The organism is Sulfitobacter sp. EhC04 (assembly GCF_001650875.1).
GTDB lineage: Bacteria > Pseudomonadota > Alphaproteobacteria > Rhodobacterales > Rhodobacteraceae > Sulfitobacter.
This window is the reverse complement of sequence record NZ_LXYI01000039.1, coordinates 1-18,422: the sequence shown is the minus strand read 5'-3', so window position 1 is coordinate 18,422 and position 18,422 is coordinate 1. Positions and strand designations below refer to the sequence as shown.

17 protein-coding genes and 1 pseudogene are annotated in these 18,422 nt (G+C 57.2%); 7 read left to right on the top strand and 11 right to left on the bottom strand.

The window, feature by feature from the left end; translation table 11 throughout:
- Positions 1-547: 547 nt before the first annotated feature.
- The 6 genes from A8B82_RS16350 (at position 548) to A8B82_RS16325 (ending at position 7,122) form a co-directional block, all read left to right on the top strand.
- Positions 548-886 (top strand): DUF736 family protein, encoded by a 339-nt coding sequence (locus tag A8B82_RS16350; RefSeq protein WP_067294723.1) that lies wholly within the window; start codon positions 548-550, stop codon positions 884-886.
- A 334-nt stretch (positions 887-1,220) separates the two neighbouring features.
- A complete protein-coding gene (locus A8B82_RS16345) occupies positions 1,221-1,463 on the top strand; it encodes a WGR domain-containing protein (protein WP_067294720.1) in 243 nt (80 codons plus the stop codon).
- 555 nt (positions 1,464-2,018) lie between these two features.
- Positions 2,019-2,195: a hypothetical protein gene (locus A8B82_RS24375; protein ID WP_162841716.1), complete on the top strand. Its 177-nt coding sequence runs from the start codon at positions 2,019-2,021 to the stop codon at positions 2,193-2,195.
- Positions 2,196-2,655: 460 nt separating this feature from the next.
- Positions 2,656-3,213 (top strand): hypothetical protein, encoded by a 558-nt coding sequence (locus A8B82_RS16335; protein WP_067294715.1) that lies wholly within the window; start codon positions 2,656-2,658, stop codon positions 3,211-3,213.
- Positions 3,206-5,167 (top strand): relaxase/mobilization nuclease domain-containing protein, encoded by a 1,962-nt coding sequence (locus A8B82_RS16330; RefSeq protein ID WP_067294712.1) that lies wholly within the window; start codon positions 3,206-3,208, stop codon positions 5,165-5,167. Before A8B82_RS16335 ends, A8B82_RS16330 begins: the two co-directional genes overlap by 8 nt.
- 14 nt (positions 5,168-5,181) lie before the next feature.
- Positions 5,182-7,122, top strand: a complete 1,941-nt coding sequence (locus tag A8B82_RS16325; protein ID WP_067294711.1) for a type IV secretory system conjugative DNA transfer family protein — start codon at positions 5,182-5,184, stop codon at positions 7,120-7,122.
- Between the two features lie 214 nt (positions 7,123-7,336).
- Here the strand turns inward: A8B82_RS16325 and A8B82_RS16320 are convergent, their stop codons facing one another.
- Positions 7,337-8,419: a hypothetical protein gene (locus A8B82_RS16320; protein ID WP_067294707.1), complete on the bottom strand. Its 1,083-nt coding sequence runs from the start codon at positions 8,417-8,419 to the stop codon at positions 7,337-7,339.
- A gap of 148 nt (positions 8,420-8,567) precedes the next feature.
- Here A8B82_RS16320 and A8B82_RS16315 point away from each other — a divergent pair, with 148 nt between their 5' ends.
- A complete protein-coding gene (locus tag A8B82_RS16315; RefSeq protein ID WP_067294704.1) occupies positions 8,568-8,984 on the top strand; it encodes a hypothetical protein in 417 nt (138 codons plus the stop codon).
- A 17-nt stretch (positions 8,985-9,001) separates the two neighbouring features.
- Here A8B82_RS16315 and A8B82_RS16310 read toward each other — a convergent pair whose 3' ends face one another.
- The 10 genes and pseudogenes from A8B82_RS16310 to A8B82_RS16265 form a co-directional block, all read right to left on the bottom strand.
- A complete protein-coding gene (locus A8B82_RS16310; protein WP_067294703.1) occupies positions 9,002-9,706 on the bottom strand; it encodes a hypothetical protein in 705 nt (234 codons plus the stop codon).
- A gap of 243 nt (positions 9,707-9,949) precedes the next feature.
- Positions 9,950-10,924 carry a P-type DNA transfer ATPase VirB11 gene (virB11, locus tag A8B82_RS16305; protein ID WP_067294700.1) on the bottom strand — a complete coding sequence of 325 codons (975 nt, stop codon included), beginning with the start codon at positions 10,922-10,924 and terminating at the stop codon, positions 9,950-9,952.
- Between the two features lies 1 nt (position 10,925).
- Complete coding sequence (locus A8B82_RS16300) at positions 10,926-12,365, bottom strand: TrbI/VirB10 family protein (protein ID WP_067294698.1); 1,440 nt, start codon at positions 12,363-12,365, stop codon at positions 10,926-10,928.
- A 2-nt stretch (positions 12,366-12,367) separates the two neighbouring features.
- The gene (locus A8B82_RS16295) at positions 12,368-13,090 is read right to left on the bottom strand and encodes a TrbG/VirB9 family P-type conjugative transfer protein (RefSeq protein ID WP_443069346.1); all 723 of its coding nucleotides are present in this window, start codon (positions 13,088-13,090) and stop codon (positions 12,368-12,370) included.
- Positions 13,091-13,094: 4 nt separating this feature from the next.
- Positions 13,095-13,751: a virB8 family protein gene (locus A8B82_RS16290; RefSeq protein WP_067294696.1), complete on the bottom strand. Its 657-nt coding sequence runs from the start codon at positions 13,749-13,751 to the stop codon at positions 13,095-13,097.
- 35 nt (positions 13,752-13,786) lie between these two features.
- Positions 13,787-14,800, bottom strand: a complete 1,014-nt coding sequence (locus A8B82_RS16285) for a type IV secretion system protein (RefSeq protein ID WP_067294693.1) — start codon at positions 14,798-14,800, stop codon at positions 13,787-13,789.
- The gene (locus A8B82_RS16280) at positions 14,800-15,183 is read right to left on the bottom strand and encodes a hypothetical protein (protein ID WP_082899346.1); all 384 of its coding nucleotides are present in this window, start codon (positions 15,181-15,183) and stop codon (positions 14,800-14,802) included. Before A8B82_RS16280 ends, A8B82_RS16285 begins: the two co-directional genes overlap by 1 nt.
- Complete coding sequence (locus A8B82_RS16275; protein WP_067294691.1) at positions 15,180-15,947, bottom strand: type IV secretion system protein; 768 nt, start codon at positions 15,945-15,947, stop codon at positions 15,180-15,182. Before A8B82_RS16275 ends, A8B82_RS16280 begins: the two co-directional genes overlap by 4 nt.
- The gene (locus tag A8B82_RS16270) at positions 15,944-17,005 is read right to left on the bottom strand and encodes a lytic transglycosylase domain-containing protein (protein WP_201120842.1); all 1,062 of its coding nucleotides are present in this window, start codon (positions 17,003-17,005) and stop codon (positions 15,944-15,946) included. The genes A8B82_RS16275 and A8B82_RS16270 overlap by 4 nt, the downstream gene beginning before the upstream one ends.
- A gap of 238 nt (positions 17,006-17,243) precedes the next feature.
- Positions 17,244-18,377 (bottom strand): annotated as a pseudogene (locus A8B82_RS16265) (VirB4 family type IV secretion system protein); the annotation flags it as partial.
- Between the last annotated feature and the right edge of the window lie 45 nt (positions 18,378-18,422).

Sequence of the window (18,422 nt, the reverse complement as noted above, 5' to 3'; positions counted from 1 at the left end):
TCAAGTTCAAATTTGAGTAACATCAACGCCTTTTCCACAATTCGGCCTATGACGTGCAGTTTGCCTTTCAGCTGCGCCGGGCGTAACCGCTCCAAGTCTACGCAGAGGGGCAAAGGCTACATATCAGCGCGTTGATCCAATTGTGTTGATTTTTACTTAGAACTGATCCGGGGAACCTGCGGGTCTACCCGAACGTCTTGTGGTCACTGCCGAAGGACAGATCCCGTGCGGGTGAGCGAGGTGAGACCGCGCCTAAGCGACAGTATTCGCTTTGCTTTTCCCAATCTGCGACGTGGCCACCAGCTTTTCTCCCTATGTGTTGAGTTGCTCGATAATGCTGGTCGCAGCTGTCACCCCGGCCACAAAGGTTGTCCCCGATCTTTTTCCCCTGTCCCACCAAAGAAAAGGGGTGGTCCATTCCTCGCGGGACAAAAAGAGCGGCGCCTGCCCCTCTCCGCTGCGCTACGCCTGCGGTTCCCTCCGGTGTGTCCGGGCCTTGGCCAGCTGCAAAGTGACCATCATTGCAACGCAAACAAGGAGAAAAGCAATGACCACGAACTGCATCAAATTCACCAGCGACGATATCGAAACCGCAAAAGGCATCGGCTCAATCTCAACCCTGACTTTCGACCTCGACATCACGGTCGAACCAGTCGCCAGCTCCAACCCGATGGCCCCGACGCACCGCGTCCTCGGCCGCTCCCCTCGCGGCAAACTGGTCGAATGCGGTGGCATCTGGAAGAAGCAGAACAAAGACACCGGCTCTGACTACTTCACCCTGACGGTCCGCGATCACGCCTTCAACGCCAATCTTGGCAAGGCCGCGAGCCAGGACGACATGTCCCTGCAGGCCATCATCCCCTGGGGTCCCAAAGACGCCGCGTAACAAACAAGCCAGGCCGCTTCGGCGGTCTGGCTTTTCTCTTGTCTCGTGTGGGCCCAAACAAAGCGAAGGTCTCGCAACGGCGTCAGTTCGGACGATGCCGGAATTGCCAGTTCTGGGGGTTGGACTTTCTTGGCGACGGGCTTCTGCGTGTTGATTGAACTGGCACGAACCAAGGTGCCCACCCTAAGTCACGCCGCTGGTTTTGCCTCTCAGCTCCTTGGGCCGTCACCGCCCTGCGAAGCTTTTGGACGCGCCCTTGCGAACCCAACTTAAGGGGGATTCATTCTTGAACCATTTGCGCTATGCTGATGACAAGCGGGCAAGGAACCCAGCCATGCGGTATCGCCTCGAAAAGATCATTCCAGCAAAACGGCAGCGACGTTTTTATGAGTTGAGCGTTTCTCAAACGCTGTTTGGAGAATGGTGTCTGACCCGCGAGTGGGGGCGGATCGGCGCGAAAGGCGGGCAGAAGAAGGCGGCATATCTCGCGTCAGAACAGGACGCGATTGTTGCTTTGCGGCAGCTCAAGGCGACCAAGACCCGGCGAGGCTATGCGACGATCCCTGTCCAGTTATAAATGTTTCCACCCTCTTGAGGTGAACGCGGACAGCTGTTCTGGAAGCGCCGACCTGTTGCCAGGATCAAGGGGGCGAGCAATTCCAATTCATCTGCATCGCGCTGCCAATCTACGCTCCCCGAACCGCCGGAACTTCACACCGAGATTGGTTTGGTCTTTCGGAGATCCGGCGTGCAGTTCAGCATGAGAAACGGTGATCAATGTTCGCATGTGGCGCTCCATTCCATTGACCTGTTGGCCCATCAGATCGCTAGCCCGGAGGCGAGCGGTCAGCAACACTTGGGGGAGGTTTCTGGACGGCCTGTCGTTTTGTGTAACACAGCTCGCGAACACGCTGCCTCTCGCCGCTGGCTCGAACGCGTGTCCTGAACTTCTTTGATTTTGTTTGACACACAAAGACGCCTTTCGGCCTTGAGCGCTGCTGCGCATCCCTCACAACAAACATCCCCCAAGCGTGCTCCATTTCATTGCGCCCCGTGCCGGGTGCAGCCCGCTCTGAAGCCGCCGGTCTTTTCCACGATCCGTCCAACGAAGATCAACAGAAAGGATCACAACATGACATTTGAGCAATCTCTCGACCTCGCCGAACTGCAAGCCGACATGGCATTTGAAACCTACCTCTCCGCCTTTGAAGAGAACGACCATCCAGAAGTCATAGACAGCCTCGCGACCGAGGCTCTGCTCGCCCAGGATCGCTTCGCCGATCTACGCAATCAGGATCTGGCTCACTGAGCCAGATACCCCGTCTGGCATCGCCAGCCGTAGTGGTTGGCGGTGCCAAAACAGGCAAACCAACAAGCGTCGAATCGCCTGTCGGTGATCGCTTACTACGATCAGATCGAGCCGGTTCTTGACCGGCACATTGAGTCCATTGATAGCCGTTTGACCCCCATGGCCTTTGCAATGCGGGCCCCAACACTGCTGTTCATTCTGCACCTTCACTTTATGTCAGAAGGCACCCCAGACGGTGCCAACAGGCAGTGGCTCCTCGTACCAGAATAGTGCGCACATTTCGCCTCAAGCCACAGCCATAACGGCCGCCCAGTTTTGTTGAAGATTTATCTCCACCAAGCCAGCCCTGAAGTCGAATGATGCATATACTGCGTGGAGCCAAACCCAAAGCTAAGTGAGAAAGAATGGACGTTGGCAGGATATGCCAACTGTTTGCACATTTGGTCTAGGGGTCTGAACAGTGAAGGCGAAGCGCAAAAACCTAAAGCTTGAACAGCGCATTGATCTTGCACGGCGCTATCAGGCCGGTGAGCCAGCGGTGGCGTTGGCGGCGGTGTTTGGCGTTACACGGCGCCATGTCGTACGGGTGGCCAAAGAGCAGACGGGCGAAGGGCTGTCGCTGCGAGATCCGTCAGAGACGGTGGCGTTCCGCGCGACCCAATCCGAGCTTGCTGCCTTTGACGCAGAGTGGCGCGCGCGTGGCTTTGCCAATCGTTCTCAAGCCCTGAACGCGGTGCTGCGCGGACGTTGCGGATTTCTGGATCTGGGGCAGGGGGAGCTCGCATCCTTTGCAGCATCTTGGCGGCAGGCGAAGGATCTGTCGAATGACCTGCGGTGCCTCGCCAAGGCGGCCGTGCTGGGCAAGTTGACCTTGTCGGATCAGGACCGAGATTTGCTCATAGAACTCGCCGATCTGACCCGTGGGTTGAGCCGTGAAATGGGAAGGATGAAGGATGCCGCACGCGTGCGCGGCGGCAAGGGTTGGGATGTGATCGAGGAGGCCGTGCGCGATGCGTAATACGGCAGCCCTCTATGAAGCCGTCATGGGCAAGCTCTGGGAGAATGAGCAGATCAGGGGCAAGGCCAACGCCCGGATCGAGGCGCGCATGGCGGGCCGCAGGCAGGGGCGCAGCTACGCCAATACCGGCCGCGCCTCGCTGCGCAATGTGGCCAAGGCGGCGTCGGGACAGAGCCGGGCCGCGATCTTCAAACGTATCCGATCGGGTGGCTGCAAGACGCGCGCATCTCTCGGCAACCAGCTCTCCTACGTGAACGACAAAGCGGTGTTTACCTATTCCTCGATGACCAATGCACTGACCTCGGATGCGGTGCTGGATGAGGCGCAAAAATCAGACATCATCGAGGACTGGGCAGAGACCTGGCGCGGAACAACCAAGCTTGGATTCACCTCGCATATGCTGCTGTCGTTTCCGACGGATGTGACAGTCGATCAGGTCCGCGACATCACTTTGGAATGGGCCGAGCATTTCTTTGACAGCGGTGAGTATGGCGACCAATGGGATTACGTTCTGGCGGTCCATGACGACCGCGCCCACAAGCATGCCCATATCCTTTTGAACAACCGCGGTGTTGATCAAGGCACTTGGTTTTCCTGCTGGGCCGAAGGCGTGATGTCACCGCAGCTGATGCGCGAGAAACAGGCCGAGATTGCTGAGAAGCATGGCATCATGCTGGACGCCACCACGCGTCTTGAGCGTGGCATCTACGCCAAACCTGCGGGCATGGAAGAGGTTTACGCCGCCAAAGCCCAAGCGCGCCGACCGCAAGAAATTGCCCTCACCGAGCAGGAACGCGCGATGGCCGAAGCGCAGGTGACGGCGTTCGCCAAAGACTACAAATCCGTCGCCGACTTTCTAGACCGCATGGATCAACGGGCCATCGGCAGCGCTGTGCGCTCCATGGCCGAGGCGATGGGACGCGGTGCGCCTTGGCACGGTCCCGGCAAAAATGAACAGACAGGAGAGATCGACATGAAGGACATCACAACCGTGGGCGAGGCCACGGAGTATGCGGAACGCGCGATCGAGGCCATCGGGCTGAAAATCGAAGAACTGGATGCCAGCGAGCGTGCCGCGTTTGAGGTTAAGACCGCCCCAGTCCTCAAAGAGCTGTCGCGGATGGTGCCAGACCCAGAATTGCAAAGCAGGTTCAACAAGGTGCTGCTGGAACCCTATCCGCCGGGGGCGGGGGATGCCGCTTTTGTGGCCGAGCTGACTTCGGGCAATGACTTGGCGCTGGAGAAGCTGGTCTCTTACGGTGAAGACCACGGTCTTGATTCCGATGACATCCTTGGGCGCTATGAGGCGGGTGGCACCAAGAACTACGGCTTGGCGCAGAACTGGGTTGAGCGGGACATGAATGCGGTCCTGACCCAAGATGGGTTGAACGTTGACACTGCGACAGAACCGCAGCGAATCGCGGCGCTTGAGGTGGTGGATACCTTTATGGATGGCATGGCGGATCGGATGCGCGAGCTCTCGGGTGATCTGTCAGCCGGGCAGGGTCTGCGGCGCGATGATCCGGGAGAGACCAGCGAGTTGTCAGTGGTCGATAATCACGACATCGGGGGCAAGTCCGAAGCCCTGCAAGGTCTGGCTGACATTTTGAAACATGGGCGTCTCAGTGAAGAACAGGAAGCTGTGGTCAACGGCGAGTTAAAGGTCGAGCTGACGGCGGCGCTTGGAGAGCGCGGCATGGCGGCGTTGCGCAACGGTAACTATGCAGTGCTGGACGACGCATTGCCGAGCAAGTTCGACCAAATCACCGTCGCGCAGGAATACCTTGAGATGATGCGCGAGGAGACGGGTGACCTGAGATTCACCGAGCGCGCGGCCGAGCTGCAGCAGGACAAGTCTGTCGAGATGGCAAAGATGATCCAAGCCTCAAAAGAGCAAGACATGTCGAAGGCCCGCGAACAGGGCCACGATCTTGATGACGAGATGGGTCTCTAGGGGAGGGTGAGAATATGCAGAAGTCACTTCCTCTCTGGGCGGCTGTCCCCATCGGTGCGATCTGTGGTGCTGTAGTTGGAACGATCGTCGCCAGCTTCTATCTCACGCTGGCGCTTAAGGTTGGGTTTGCCAATTTTGATATGCTGGCCGTCTGGAAGGCGGGGGATGCCACGCGCCTGGCGCATCCCGAGGCCTTCAAAGTGGCCTTCGGGGCGATAGGATTTGGTATCATCGGGCTTGGTGTTCTTGCCTTTGCCTGGACCTTCCAGCGCGAGCGCAGCGAATATGGCACCGCCCATTGGCAAAGCAAAGCCGAGCTTAAGAAAAACAATATGCTGCAGGATGCCGGGCGCGGCTTTGTTTGTGGCAAGATCGGCAAGCCAAATTCCAAAGGCCCATTTATATCGTCGACGGTGATCCCGCATGTGATGATGGTGGCCCCGACCCGCGCCGGTAAGGGGGTGGGCTTCGTGATCCCGAACCTTCTGGGCTTTGCGGGATCGGTGGTGGTGCTTGATGTCAAAGGCGAGAACTTTGACAAGACCTCTCGCCTTCGCGCTCTGAATGGCGATGAGGTGTACCGATTCAGCCCGTTTGACTGGTCCAATGCAACCCATTGTTACAATCCGCTGGCCCGCATCGCCAAGGCCCCGAGCTTTGCGCAGCGCTTCACCGAAGTGAGTATTCTCGCGGATCTGTTCCTGGATAAGGACAACAAGACACTCGACACCTTCTCGGAGGCGGGCAAATCGATCTTCGTTGCGGCCTGCCTGTTGGCGATTCAGCGCGGCAGGGCAACCCTCGGCGAGGTCAATCGCATCGTGGCCGGAGGGGATTACAAGAATGCGCAATACAAGGCCTACGCCGAAGAAGCGGAAGAGGCTGTGGTGCGCGAGCTTTGGACCAATGCGGCCAGTGCATCGAGCCGTTTGCTGACCAGCAACATCCAGGCCCTAATGACCGCAGGCCTTAAACAATGGGACAATCCGGCAGTGAGGGCGGCAACGCGGCGCAGCGATATCGACTTTTCGATATTCCGCAAGAAACCGCAGTCGCTCTACATCGTCGTCTCGGAGGATCATATCGCGACCCTGGCCCCGCTATTGCGTCTGCTCTTTGCCGATTTGATTGCCAGCTTGCGCCTGAACGAGCCAGCGGAGGATGAGCCCTGGCCGGTGATGATCATGATTGACGAGTTCCAGCAGATGGGCGCAATGCCTTATCTGGAACGGGCGATCCATTCCTTGGCCAGCTATGGCGGCCGCGTGGCGATGATCGCGCAATCGCTGGCGTCGCTGGATCGGATCTACGGCCCGGAAGGCCGTGAGAGCCTTGAAAACGGCGCGGGGCTGAAGCTCTATATCACACCAAGGGATCAGCGCACGGTGCGCGAGGTTTCTGCCGCTGTCGGCAGTACAACACGTGAGGCCGTCACGCGTATGTATGGGCGCAACAAAGGGGTGTTGGGGGCGACTTCGACATCAACACGTCTCGAAGAACGCCCGCTTCTCTCTGAGACGGAAGCGCGGCTGATGGACCCGGACGAGGTGATTATTCTGGCCTCGCCTCAGCATCCGATCAAAGCGCAGCGGATCAAGTATTACGATGATCCTTTGTTCAAGGAATTGGTCGAAAAGCAGGAGGGGCGGGCGTTTCCGTATCCGCCAAACGTTGAGGGCGTCGGGCCTTGGGAAGAAGTCGAGCCTAAGCAGGGTAAAAACGATGCCGCAGGTGAAACCTCAGAGCAGGCAAAGCCCACTGGTCAGCCCGAGGATCGCAACGCCCTAAGGGAGGCACGTGCCATGATGTTGGGTCAAGATGCGTCTGGCAGCACCGAAGACTTGCACCCTACGCCACATCCCGACGAACCCCTTCCGCTAGAGTGGGAAGATGTTTTGCTCGAGCAGAGCGACTTTCTGGATGCGCTGATGGAAGAGCAGGGTTTAGGGGGCTGATGGTTTTGCAAACCAAGCACCAGACAAAATAAAGGCGGCATCCGGGAGGAGGTGGATGCCGCCTATTACTGTCGATTGGCTCTGGGAGGAGGTAGAACCAATCACTGCCACTGAAGATAGGAGTTATGCTGCAGGTGCACAATGGGCGGGCCATGCAAATACTGCATTGCCGCATTGCGTTTGGCTGCTTGTAGGTTGCGCGCTGGCATTAGGCCTACAATCCGAGATTGTTACCTTTTGAGCTTCTCATGGCTTCAACGTCTGACCATGTTTGGCCTGATAATTTGAACAAATCTTCAATTACTTTGCGAGCGTAGCCGTCCATACGGGCTAGGACTTCCTTACGCTCGGTTGCGATAAGCATGTCCTCTAATCTTTTGCCAATATGGATAATATTGTGCCGAAGGCCAAAGTTTTGGTTGTCTTCGTCCTTTGCACTCGTCAAGAATTTGAAGTCTTCGATTATTGCATCATACTCTGAGCGTGTTTTTGCCACATGTCTGGCAATTTTTGCCTTCGCTTTTGCCATTGGTAAATAATCTGAGGGGGCGGCAAGATAGTCTAAAAGGTTTATCAAGTTAATAAATTTTGCTGTGTCATTTGGTGCTTCAAGCGCATCAGTGTGCATCTGCAGAGCGTGGCTGGTGATGTTCCAAACTTCCCCGGATGGAAACGTTCGAACGACGGTTCCGCAAATCTCAAGCCCCAAGCCGGTAACAAATCTTTGCCGGACAAGATCCCCTGCAATAATGTAACTTTCATTGTCTTGCTGGGTGTAAAATAGAGCCGCTGAAAATTGTTTGTTCTCGAGTAAGCCGGCTCTCTCAGGGAGGATTTCCGGCGTGTTGATACGGCAATTGTCAAACCGAATTTGATTCATGTATTTTTCGGCATGCGCGGCAGCGTAGGAGATAAGATGAAGATGAGCTTCGTGTGAAGCTGGTGCTAAGAAAGAATCCCAGTCTAGGTCTATTGGAAATGCAAGAAGTCCTCCTGTGATTAGGTCTTCGACTGTAACTTCTGTTGCTGCGCTTTTTATCCAGTGAAGTTCAGTGCCTTCTGCCGTGGCAAATTCAGGATGGACTGCGTGGTTCTTGGCAAAAAACTCTTCCAATTCCCGCTTGGGTTCCCAAGCTACACGCAATGGTGCCGAAGATAACGTGTTAGCCGGGTAAAATAGCAATTCTCTGGCAAGCCAGACGGGCTCTTCAGCATGCATTCTCGACATGGGGAGGAGGCAAAGCTTTCTCCCTTCTGCAAGTTCAGCGCTAAAGAAAACGGTTGGATCGGCGATCATAATGATACTCAAATTATTGGAAAACCCAGTCTACCCAATAAGTACAATACTCGGGCGTGGTTTATCTAGCTTAACTCATTAACAGAGTGCTTTGGTTTGTCTCGTGTTCAATACGATTTTTTGAAACGCAAAAGAAAGCCCCGAGTCCATGAAAGTAGTAACCGAATTCCATGATGATTTGTCCTGCGAGATTGAAGCAAGCAAGACTGAAGATGTCTACCACGGGATTATAAAATACAGCGAGTTTGAAGTTGGTCAAATCTCGGGTCGCGATCTAGGCGCAGTGAGCGCCCAATTCAAAATTATCTGTGTTTTGGTCGACGCTGGAGGCATGGTTCGTCATGGAATTATCATGCTTGGTTACCATAATGGTGCTTTCGAAGGCGACGTATTGCTTGTTGACGGGGAAATCATCGGCGAGTGGACCTCAGATGATGAAGAGTGGTGCCATTTCACCGCAACTGATGCTGCTATGGTTTCTTGCAGCGCTCCGTCACCATGGTTGTTGCATGACTCGATAGCAACATGGATGAGAGAAACCAGTGGTGAGAAGGATCCAGCCTGATGGCAACGCCGTCGTCCTTATGGTTTTTGTCGCGCTACAGTCATTACACGTGAATATTGCTTAATCCATTTGGCCTTGTCAGGGCTGAGCCATGTGATCAACTCCATGATTTGGCTGTATTCTTTTGTGATGTTGCGATGCAAGATTGGTTCATGATGAAATACGCGGTTGCGAAACTCTCGAACGGCGTCGCACCGAACATATAGCGCGTTGTATGTGACGGCAGGTGGCAGATCCGCAAATGAGGCATGAAGGTTCGCCCAAAAAACGGGCTCGTGCCGCGCAAGCAACATGTTTACCCAAAATCCAAAATTGAGCTCTGCGGTCATGCCACCCGATGTAACGGCTCCTTTTTTACGGAGTTTGTCGCGAGCTGTCTTGACGATGCGCTTGCCATTCCCGATTTGCGCGAGAAATGCCGGATCGTCCCACCAAGTGGAGCCGTATAGAACAATCAACTGGGTGGATATGATGTTGCGCAGGCACACTTCTGATGCGCTTAACACAGGGAAAAAAGCTTCGCTGATCAGGATGTTCCAGCCATACAGATCAAGTGCACGTTGCGTATCATGACCTGCCGCTTTGAGATATTTGGTTAACCGATCTTGAGAAATTATATTTGATACCAATGCCTTAACGCTCCGTTCGGTCCCTAATCGGTCTAGACCGTTTCTCTTGACAACAGCGCGAATTTCACCATATATGGGGTCAATCGAAGACAAAGTTAGGTCTTCAACCTCTTAGATGCCCGCGACAGCCGTAATAGGTCCTCGCGGGTTTTCGCTTTCTAGCCATACCTTTACTGACGATGACCGACAAGGCGGCTACTTTTGGAGTGATCCCGGATTCGGATTGTTAAACGCAAAGGAGCACCTTGTAACCCTTGTTCCGCTGGCAGATTGTTCGCCTATGGTTCGAACAACGCGAGTCTTGGTGTGGTTAGCGCGCACCCAACGGAAAGCACTCTATTCGTTCACCGGCAGGTAAAACTCCGTAATCCCCCGCCGGCCGTCTGAGCGCCCGAGCTGCACGATCACATCAATTGACTTGCGGATGTATTCGCGCACTTCGGCGAAGGTCAGGGGGGTGCCAGCTTGGAGGACCATGATGGCCAACCGGTCAATGGCCAACTCGGCAGTTTCCGCGTGGATCGTTGAGACCGAGCCACCATGACCAGTGTTGATCGCCTCAAGGTATGTGAGCGCTTCTGATCCGCGTAGCTCGCCCACGATGATCCGGTCCGGCCGCATCCGCAGGCTGGCTTGCAGGAGCGCATTGGCGCTGCGTTGCGACGTGGGGGTTTTCTCGGAAAGAAGGGATACGGTGTTGGGCTGGTCGGGGAAAAGCTCAAACGCATCTTCGATGGTGATCAATCGCTCGCCGTGATCCACATGGGAGAGAAGGTTGCGCGCAAAGGTGGTCTTGCCCGTTGATGTGCCTCCGCTCACCAAGATGTTCAGGCGATCTTCGATCAAGGATTTCAGCGCCTGGTCGAGGTTAGCTTCGGACAGGTCAGCAACTTTGCGCATTTTCTCGCGGCGCAGCGTTTCCAGAGACACAGCTTCCCCAAACAGAAACGCGGGTTTGAACTCACGCGCGGCTTTGGGTGCAAAGAGGCGGATGGTGATCGAGGCCCCTTGCTCAATCGCGGGCGGCACGGCGATTTGAACCCGCAACGGGCGACCCGCATAATCGATTTTCCCGGAAACCAGCGGGTTCTTTTCAGAGACGCGGGCTTTGGCATCGCCAACAATGCTCTGTGCGAGGTTTTGCGCGGCCTTTGCCTCAACACGGTTGCCGGCCCGGCGCATGGCCGCGTCTCCGGCCACTTCCACCCAGACCTCACTATTTGGGTTGATTGCCAATTCGACAATGTCGTCGCGGCTCAGCCATTCGCGGAACGGTTCAAAATATTGCTCAAGATAGGATGTGGGATGCATGTCAGTCAAAAATCACAACGTCCCGATCCACGAGCACGGTCACATTTGCCCCTTGATCGACATAGATCGTCGGTGTGATGGCGATCTGCTCGGCAATGACGCTGCCCACGGCATCCTGCAGATCCTCGCCAACGCTTTCCAGAACAATGCTGGTGGTCTCGTCGCTGGCGGCTTCTGCGGCAACAGAGGGCGCTGCACCAATGACCGAGATTAGGGCCGCACCCCCGAAGCGTTCCATGAACTTGGTATCGACCAGGCCGGTTAGGCCAGAGCGGCCCAATTGATCGCCACCGGCTGAGGCAATCTCCATCGAGATTCCGTCAGGTGTGAGTATGCGGGTCCATAGGATTAAGATACGCTTTTGATTGATGTCGATGCCGGAGCGATACTGGCCAAAAAGGCGCGAGCCGCGCGGGATCAGAACCCGCTCGCCAGAAAAAGCCAGAACCGGTTCTGAGACCACGGCTACGACATTGCCGGGCAGGTCGCTGTTGATCGCAGTTTGCAAGGCGGCCTGAACGACCGACCCTTGGGCCAGTGTCCGGTCGGGATATTCCATGCGGGCGGCCTCGTCGATTTGCAGCGGGCGTGCTGCGCGCAAGAGGTAGTCTTCGTTCTCCCCGACGCCGCCGCGCGGTTCACTCGCGAGGGTCGCGCCAGAACCCGGTGGTGCGTTTTGCCCGCTTGTGCCCGCACCGCCCGCGAACACGACGGCGGGGGAGACGATCTGAGCGCGTAGCAATTCATCCGCCTCTTGGGCGGCGGCGCGCGCGCGGTCTTCCTCTTCAAGGCGGCGGCGTTCTTCGAGCAAGCGCTGATCCGCAATCAGGCTTGATTGGGTGAGCTCACTCTCAAGGGATTCTCGTTGCGCGCGTTCTGCATCAAGCATGGCTTGAAGCCCTGACAATCGCGCTGCGTTCTGCCGCGCCGCCGCAGCCAGTTCATCATCTTTCTCAGCGATCGACGCTTCAAGGGCGTCAGTCTGTGCATCAAATGCCTCGCGCAGATCGCTTACGGCGGCTTGGATTTCAGAATTGCGGGCTGATTGGCTGGCGGCAAGCGCCTCACGCAAAGCTGCGAGTTCGCGCAGGACGGTTTCATCGGGCACCGGGTCAGGGACCGGTTCTGCGACTTGCGGCTCCAACGCCTCCTCGACGGCGATGAGTGCGTCTTCCACGCGCTGGTCTTCTTCGTCAGCTGGAAACTCCAGCCGTCCGCCGTTGCCGGTTCTTTGGTCCTGAAAGGATTCAACATCGGAGGTTTGCAGCGGGTCGGCGGCGTCCTGCAGGCTGGAGGCAAAGACATAGGCGAGCGCGGCCCCGCCCAGGCCAAGCCCGGCGGCAATGGCACCGACACCAATGCGGCTTCGTGGTTTCTTAGCGTTGCGGTGCTGAAAATTGTCCAAACGATCCTGCAGTTCAGGTGGGTTTTGATCCGCCATCTTTAATTCCCCACGGTGAGGGCGGTTTCATCACGCTGGATGCAGATGGCCTCGTCGCCAATGCGCAGGGTCCAGAACGGATTGACTCCGAGAACGCGCACGGTGTTGCCTTGCTGGGTCCAGTTCACTGTGCGCTCGCGGCCATCGGCGTCGGCCTTGAAGAGCGCAGGCTGGCGCGCGTTTTCCGGGAAGGTGAAATAGGTAAACCTGCCATCGTCATAGACGCTGGAGGGCCGAAAATCGCCGGTCCCCGATGCCACATAGGCATAGTTGCGCGGAGCCTCATATCCTTTTGGGGCAGAGGTGTTCGGGCGACGATCTTCAGGATATTGAAACCGCACCTCAAAGAACATGCCGGTACGGCCTTGGATCTGTCCCTCGCGCAGATGAAACGAATAGCTGTGGCGATTGGTGATCACCGTCATATTGGTTGAAGCACCGCCCACATGGGGCTTGATGGTCAGAACGTTGCCAAGCTCGGGGATCGGATCGACCTGAAAACTCTCGGTGTCGCCCACGATGACCGCTTCGAACCGCTCGCCCGGTCCAAAATGGATTGTGGTGGCATGACGCAGATCGGTTTCGATCGTGTAGACTTGGTTCTCGTTGTAGGTGGCGGTGCGAATACGGATATCGAGCGGGCCACCTGAGGGTGTTGCTGCTGGGTAGGCGGCACTGGCAAGACAAGCGGCGAGCGCCGCGGATATGAGTGTCAATTTGTTCAAGGGATCAGTTCTCCAGGGTCTCTGCGTCGACCCGGTAGGAGGTCACGACAAATCCGAGCGGATTGGCCCAGACGTCTTGCAAACGCTGGCGGGTTTCAGGGCGGAATTCATAGGCAAGGGTGGCCACGTATTGGCGGGTCACGGTGCGCACATCGCGCGGGCGGCGTAGCGTGCGCGAGAACCGGACCTGCGCAACACCGGCTTCAATCTGATTGACCGATTTGATGACCACTTCGATCTTTGCGTCTCGGCCATAGACGGTAATGGGGTAATCCTCATTGGCCGAGTTCCAAAGATCGCGCAGGGTGCGGGCGGCATCGAGATCGGAGCGGCCGAGCACGGAATTGATCCGGCTCTCACCGTCGGTGACATCAAAGGTCTCTCGATCATCGACGTAAGCCACAAGATTGGCCTGGATGATGGCGTCGCTCTCATCGAGTGACAGGGCCTCGACATGGGCGACGCGGTCCATCTCGCCGGTTTCCTTGTCCACCACGACAACAACGGTTTCGGTGGTCTTGAGCGGCAGCAGGCTGACGGCTCCGAGAAACCCTGCAAGCCCAACAATGACGCCGGCGCCTGCGATGAAATAAGCAAAGCGCTCGCGGCGGCGCGGACCAAAGATCATGTCCACTTCAAATTCATCGCGCGCTTTGCTCATCGGTGTTGTCTTTCAGGAAGTTTACGAGGGAAGGATCAGGGTTTGCGAAAGCTCTTAAGGACACCAAGCGCGGCACCGGGGCTTTGCCTGACGGCGCTGCCGACGGTTGTGAGCCCGTCACTGACACCGCGCCGCATCTCGTGGGGCGTTTTGCCGGTGGCCAGCCGGGTGGCCCCGCCCGTGCCATACATGCTGGTATTGACCATGCCGCGTCGCGCAAGACCGGTGATGCCGACGGCGTTGGAGGCGATACCCATGACCCCTGTGAGGTTAGAGGCAATGTAGGGAACCGCAGCCATGATCCCCGCACTCAGGATCAGAATGACGAGAAACGGCAGGATCAGGCTGACGGTGGCGACGTCGCTCGGATCTGCCGAGGCATGGCCAATGGCTTCTGCGATGGCCACGATGATTCCGGCGGCCCCGGCTGCGGCGACGGGCATCAAGGCATAGCCGATGGTGGCACGCGCCCACGCCTCAAAGAGCGAATGGGTGGGTTTGAACAGCGAGCAGAGGATCATAAAAGGCGCGATCACTATCATCAGTGCGAAGACGATCTTGGCGAACGCAATGATACCTGCCGTGATGGCGGCAAAAAGGGCGGAGAGCACAAAGAAGATCGCGCCCAGAACCGCGCCAAAGACCCAACCAGCGCCATCCCCGATGGCATCGCCATAGGCCGTGATGCGCGCGACCATGCGGTCGAGGCTCTCATAGACACCCGCCTCATCGCCGGAGGCCGTAAGATCGAGGATAGCAGCGCCAATGCTGTCGGGCACGTCGGTGGCGACGTTGTAGATGATCTCAAAATTCGCCCAGGTCTGCGCAAAAATGGAAATGAGCAGCAGCTTGATGCCAAAAGCAAAGAAGCTGCCAAAACTCATGGGTCTGAGTTGCATCACGACATTGATGCCAAGAAGGATTAGCAGCAGGGCTGCGCCGGTGGACAAGACGTCACCTATCACGGCGGCATTGGTGACAAATCCGGATTGCGCGACCGTATCGACGGCGGCGTCCACTTGGCCGAGGATGTCGCGAATGACACCCATCAGTTAGGGCAAGCTGCGTCGCGGGTGGCGAGCATCTCATCCGCTTGCAGACGCAATTCGGCGACTTTGAACGGCAGCAGCGGATTATCCGACGTTACATAGCCGTCAGCCTCCAAGACGACCTCGTCCCAAGGAATTTGGGTGAAGTAACATTCACATGAGCCGGTCTCTATCCAACGCTCGGCGGCCATGATCCGCAGGATGGCGCGGTAGCCGTTACGGATATAAGGCGATGGATCAAGGCTTGTCGGGGGACGCGGCGCTTCGCAGGCCAAGGGCGTGTCCTCTTCAACCGCCATTGTGGAGAAGTTACTGGAGTCTGCGTTTGCAAGGCTTGCAAACGGCAGGGTGAACAGGGTGACGGATGCGACGAGGTGTTTCATTCGTCTACGGCCATGGTTCTAAAGCTGCGCTCAGCCGCCAGTGTTGACGCGTCAACAACGCCCAACTGTCCCGCACTGACGCCTTGCGCGGCCTCGAGCCGCCAAATCTGGGTGAGAATGATGCCAAGCTCCGCGGTGACGCGGGTGTTCAGATCGACAGCGGCCTTCAGGCCGTCTTGGTCATCAATCAGGCCAACCATCGTTTCCAACCGGTCAAGACTTTCACCCGCCTCTTCGTGGCTTTCTTGCGCGGCCACCGACAGCATCGCACTGGCCCCGGCCTGTGTGGCGATCCGGTTGTCGGCGGGCTCATCAGAGGAAGACAGGCTTGCGAGGGTCTCAGAGGAAAATCCACTGCCTTCGAGCAAACGCCTGACTTGGCGATCAAGACCGCGACCGGGTTTGAACCCAGAGAGGAAATCTCCATCCGCAAGACTTCGGGCCGTCTCAATTGGGGCCATCAAGCTGCCTTTGAGGCGCTCAAACTCTTCGATGGTGGCAAATAGCTCCCCCAGAGCGTTGCCATCAATCAGGGATTTCAGCTGGGCTTCGAGGTTGAGGAGTTGCGATATCTGGGTTTCCAACTCCTGGCGCATCGTGGCCAGTTGCTGAAGCTGCACGTTGAGGTCTGTCGCCATATGTTCAAGTTGCGCAACAAGCTGGCCCAATTGGCTGCCATCAAAGGTTGGAACGCCTTGCGCCGATCCGGGTATTGGCAGGATGGCACTTAGTGAAACCGTTGTGGCGAGTAAAAAACGTCTCATTCAGAAACTCCCATTTGCATGAATTGCCGCTCTGACAGGCGGTCTGCGGCCAGATGTTGGGCAAATGCCGCTTCGCGGACCTGATTGGCGGCCATCAACCTGACGCGCAGGCTGAGGATCCGGCCGATCTCGGCCTTGGCATAGGTGTTGAGTTCCCAGGCTGCCTTCGCATTGGGTTGCGCATCGATCTGCTGGATGATCGCGCTCAGTCGGTTGATGACCTGTGCGGTCGTCGCAAAGCTGTCGGCGGCGTAATAGATGCCAGCATCCGAGATATTGGCGTATTCCGCGAGGGCATAATCAGAAGGCGAGAGCGTGCCCAAAGCGTCTGCCCCGCCCACGACCGCGAGATATTCGTTGTAGAACTTGGAGATGTTGCGCACGTAGCCTTGGGTCTCGGCAAAGGGGGGCACGCCGCCATACTCAATCACGCGCCCCGGGCCTGCATTATACGCGGCCAGCGCTTTGGGGATGGTGCCAAAGGCATTGAGCTGGGTGGTGATGTAGCGCGCGCCGCCGCGCAGATTTTCAATCGGGACGTTGGGATTGACGCCCATGTCGGAGGCGGTGCCGGGCATAAGCTGGGTGAGACCGTAGGCCCCAACCGGGCTGGTCGCGGTGATGTTAAACCGGCTTTCTTGCTTGATCAGAGCCTGAAACAGGCAGCGCCATTGCGTGGGCGACAGCCCTGCGCGCGCCACACCCGGCGCACCAGCATATTCCGAGGCGACCTGTACGATCATCATCTCGACGGTTTCGCGTCCCTCCCCAAATAGGCGCGCATCCATTGGATGATTGGAGACCACGGGATAGATCTGATCCGCGCCAAAATCCGCATTGCCCTCAAGGGCTGCGATATTAAAGCCGGGTCCGGTGATGGCGGCGGCCATTTCGTCTAAAACGCGCAGCTGATCGGCTTCCAACCCTTCGATGGTTGCGCCGACACCATCGATGTCGTTCTGCACGCCAAGATCCTCGAGCAGGCTGTCAAAGATTGAGACATTGCGGGCGATCGCAGTGCGATCGGTTGTTGGCACGCCCTGCGCGAGGGCCAGCATGGGAAGTGTGCTGAGAACCAGTACAGATATGTGCCGCGTCAATCTCATGAGGCCGGTACCCCGATGGCTGTGAACTCACAATCCATGTCTTGCGCGGGTGCGGCGAAGAATAGCGGGGTTTGCGCAGACCGCGTCACTTGCGCCGCGTTTTTGCGACCCACGCAAGGGGAGGTTGCCTCGGTATAGCGTTCGCAAGCTGAGAGCGACGCGGCAAGGGCAAGGAGGGCGAGGGTTGGTCTCATAGATGTCTCCAAAAATCAGGGGTGGTGCGCCAGTCTGGCCCGACAAGGTTTTCGCCAATACGGCCCCCGCCCAAGATGTTGAGCAGAGGCCCGAGAGCGCTCAGGTCTGCATCCACAAAGACTGAATCTCCCGCCGAGCGGACCAATGCGATGCGCTGCCCGATGGTGGGTTCCGTGAGGAGTGCCGCCTCTTTGGGGTTCACGCGCAAGAAATCAAAATCCGATGGTTTGGCGCGATCATTGGGAAACAGGATCTGGGTCGGGACGGTTTCAACGATGGTTTTGCCGACGCGGCTGCCTTCGAGCTGCGAGGGGTATTGCGTCATCATGACCACAACGCAGTTCATCTTACGCAATGTAACAAGCCAGTTTTCCAGCCGCGCCCCAAAGTAGGGATCGTCGAGCAGCTTCCAGGCTTCATCAAGCACGATGATAGTGGGGCGGCGGTCCTCAACGACGCGCTCGATCTGGCGGAAGATGTACGAGAGCACCGCCATGCGTTCGGTGGTCATGTCGAGGATTTCAGTCATATCAAAGCCGGTGATTTCACCGGAGATGTCGATGGCCTCGCCGCCTTCTGGCTCATCAAAGACCCAACCGTAGCGCCCGCCGGGGCCCCACTCAGCGACGCGCGATTGCAACTCGCCCTCATCATCTAAGGCTTGAAACAGGGTCTCAAAGGAGGCAAAATCCTGCAATGTTGGTCCCGCATCCGCGTTTTGGCCAACGGCGTTCTGCACAGCGCGAGATTGTTCACCGGTTAGGGATCCGTTGCGGGTTAAGAGTGTCGAAAGCCAATCGGAGAGCCATGCTCGGCCCCGTTCGTCAACTTCGGTCGCAAGAGGGTTGAGACCCGTGGGCACACCGGCGCGAATTTCTTTATAGCGTCCGCCCAAGGCACGCACGGCCATCTCAAGCCCGCGGTCTTTGTCAAAGAAGAACAGACGCGCGCCGACGCGTTGAGATTGCGCCGCGAGGAACGCGGTTGTGACGGTCTTGCCCGTCCCAGTACGCCCGAGCACGAGGCTGTGGCCCACGGTTGGTTCCTTGTCTTCTGAACCCGCCTCATGGAAATTGAACCGATATCCGGCAGTGCCGACGGTCGGCAGGATGGAGATCGGCTGGCCCCAAGTGTCGTTGTGCCCTAATTAAAGAGAATAGAGGCTAATTTTTCC

Bases quoted from the DNA above. Each gene is read 5' to 3' on its own strand.
- A8B82_RS16350 (WP_067294723.1), top strand. From the start codon at position 548: ATGACCACGAACTGCATCAAATTCACCAGCGACGATATCGAAACCGCA.
- A8B82_RS16345 (WP_067294720.1), top strand. From the start codon at position 1,221: ATGCGGTATCGCCTCGAAAAGATCATTCCAGCAAAACGGCAGCGACGT.
- A8B82_RS24375 (WP_162841716.1), top strand. From the start codon at position 2,019: ATGACATTTGAGCAATCTCTCGACCTCGCCGAACTGCAAGCCGACATG.
- A8B82_RS16330 (WP_067294712.1), top strand. From the start codon at position 3,206: ATGCGTAATACGGCAGCCCTCTATGAAGCCGTCATGGGCAAGCTCTGG.
- A8B82_RS16325 (WP_067294711.1), top strand. From the start codon at position 5,182: ATGCAGAAGTCACTTCCTCTCTGGGCGGCTGTCCCCATCGGTGCGATC.
- A8B82_RS16320 (WP_067294707.1), bottom strand. From the start codon at position 8,419: ATGATCGCCGATCCAACCGTTTTCTTTAGCGCTGAACTTGCAGAAGGG.
- A8B82_RS16315 (WP_067294704.1), top strand. From the start codon at position 8,568: ATGAAAGTAGTAACCGAATTCCATGATGATTTGTCCTGCGAGATTGAA.
- virB11 (WP_067294700.1), bottom strand. From the start codon at position 10,924: ATGCATCCCACATCCTATCTTGAGCAATATTTTGAACCGTTCCGCGAA.
- A8B82_RS16300 (WP_067294698.1), bottom strand. From the start codon at position 12,365: ATGGCGGATCAAAACCCACCTGAACTGCAGGATCGTTTGGACAATTTT.
- A8B82_RS16290 (WP_067294696.1), bottom strand. From the start codon at position 13,751: ATGAGCAAAGCGCGCGATGAATTTGAAGTGGACATGATCTTTGGTCCG.
- A8B82_RS16285 (WP_067294693.1), bottom strand. From the start codon at position 14,800: ATGGGTGTCATTCGCGACATCCTCGGCCAAGTGGACGCCGCCGTCGAT.
- A8B82_RS16280 (WP_082899346.1), bottom strand. From the start codon at position 15,183: ATGAAACACCTCGTCGCATCCGTCACCCTGTTCACCCTGCCGTTTGCA.
- A8B82_RS16275 (WP_067294691.1), bottom strand. From the start codon at position 15,947: ATGAGACGTTTTTTACTCGCCACAACGGTTTCACTAAGTGCCATCCTG.
- A8B82_RS16270 (WP_201120842.1), bottom strand. From the start codon at position 17,005: ATGCTGGCCCTCGCGCAGGGCGTGCCAACAACCGATCGCACTGCGATC.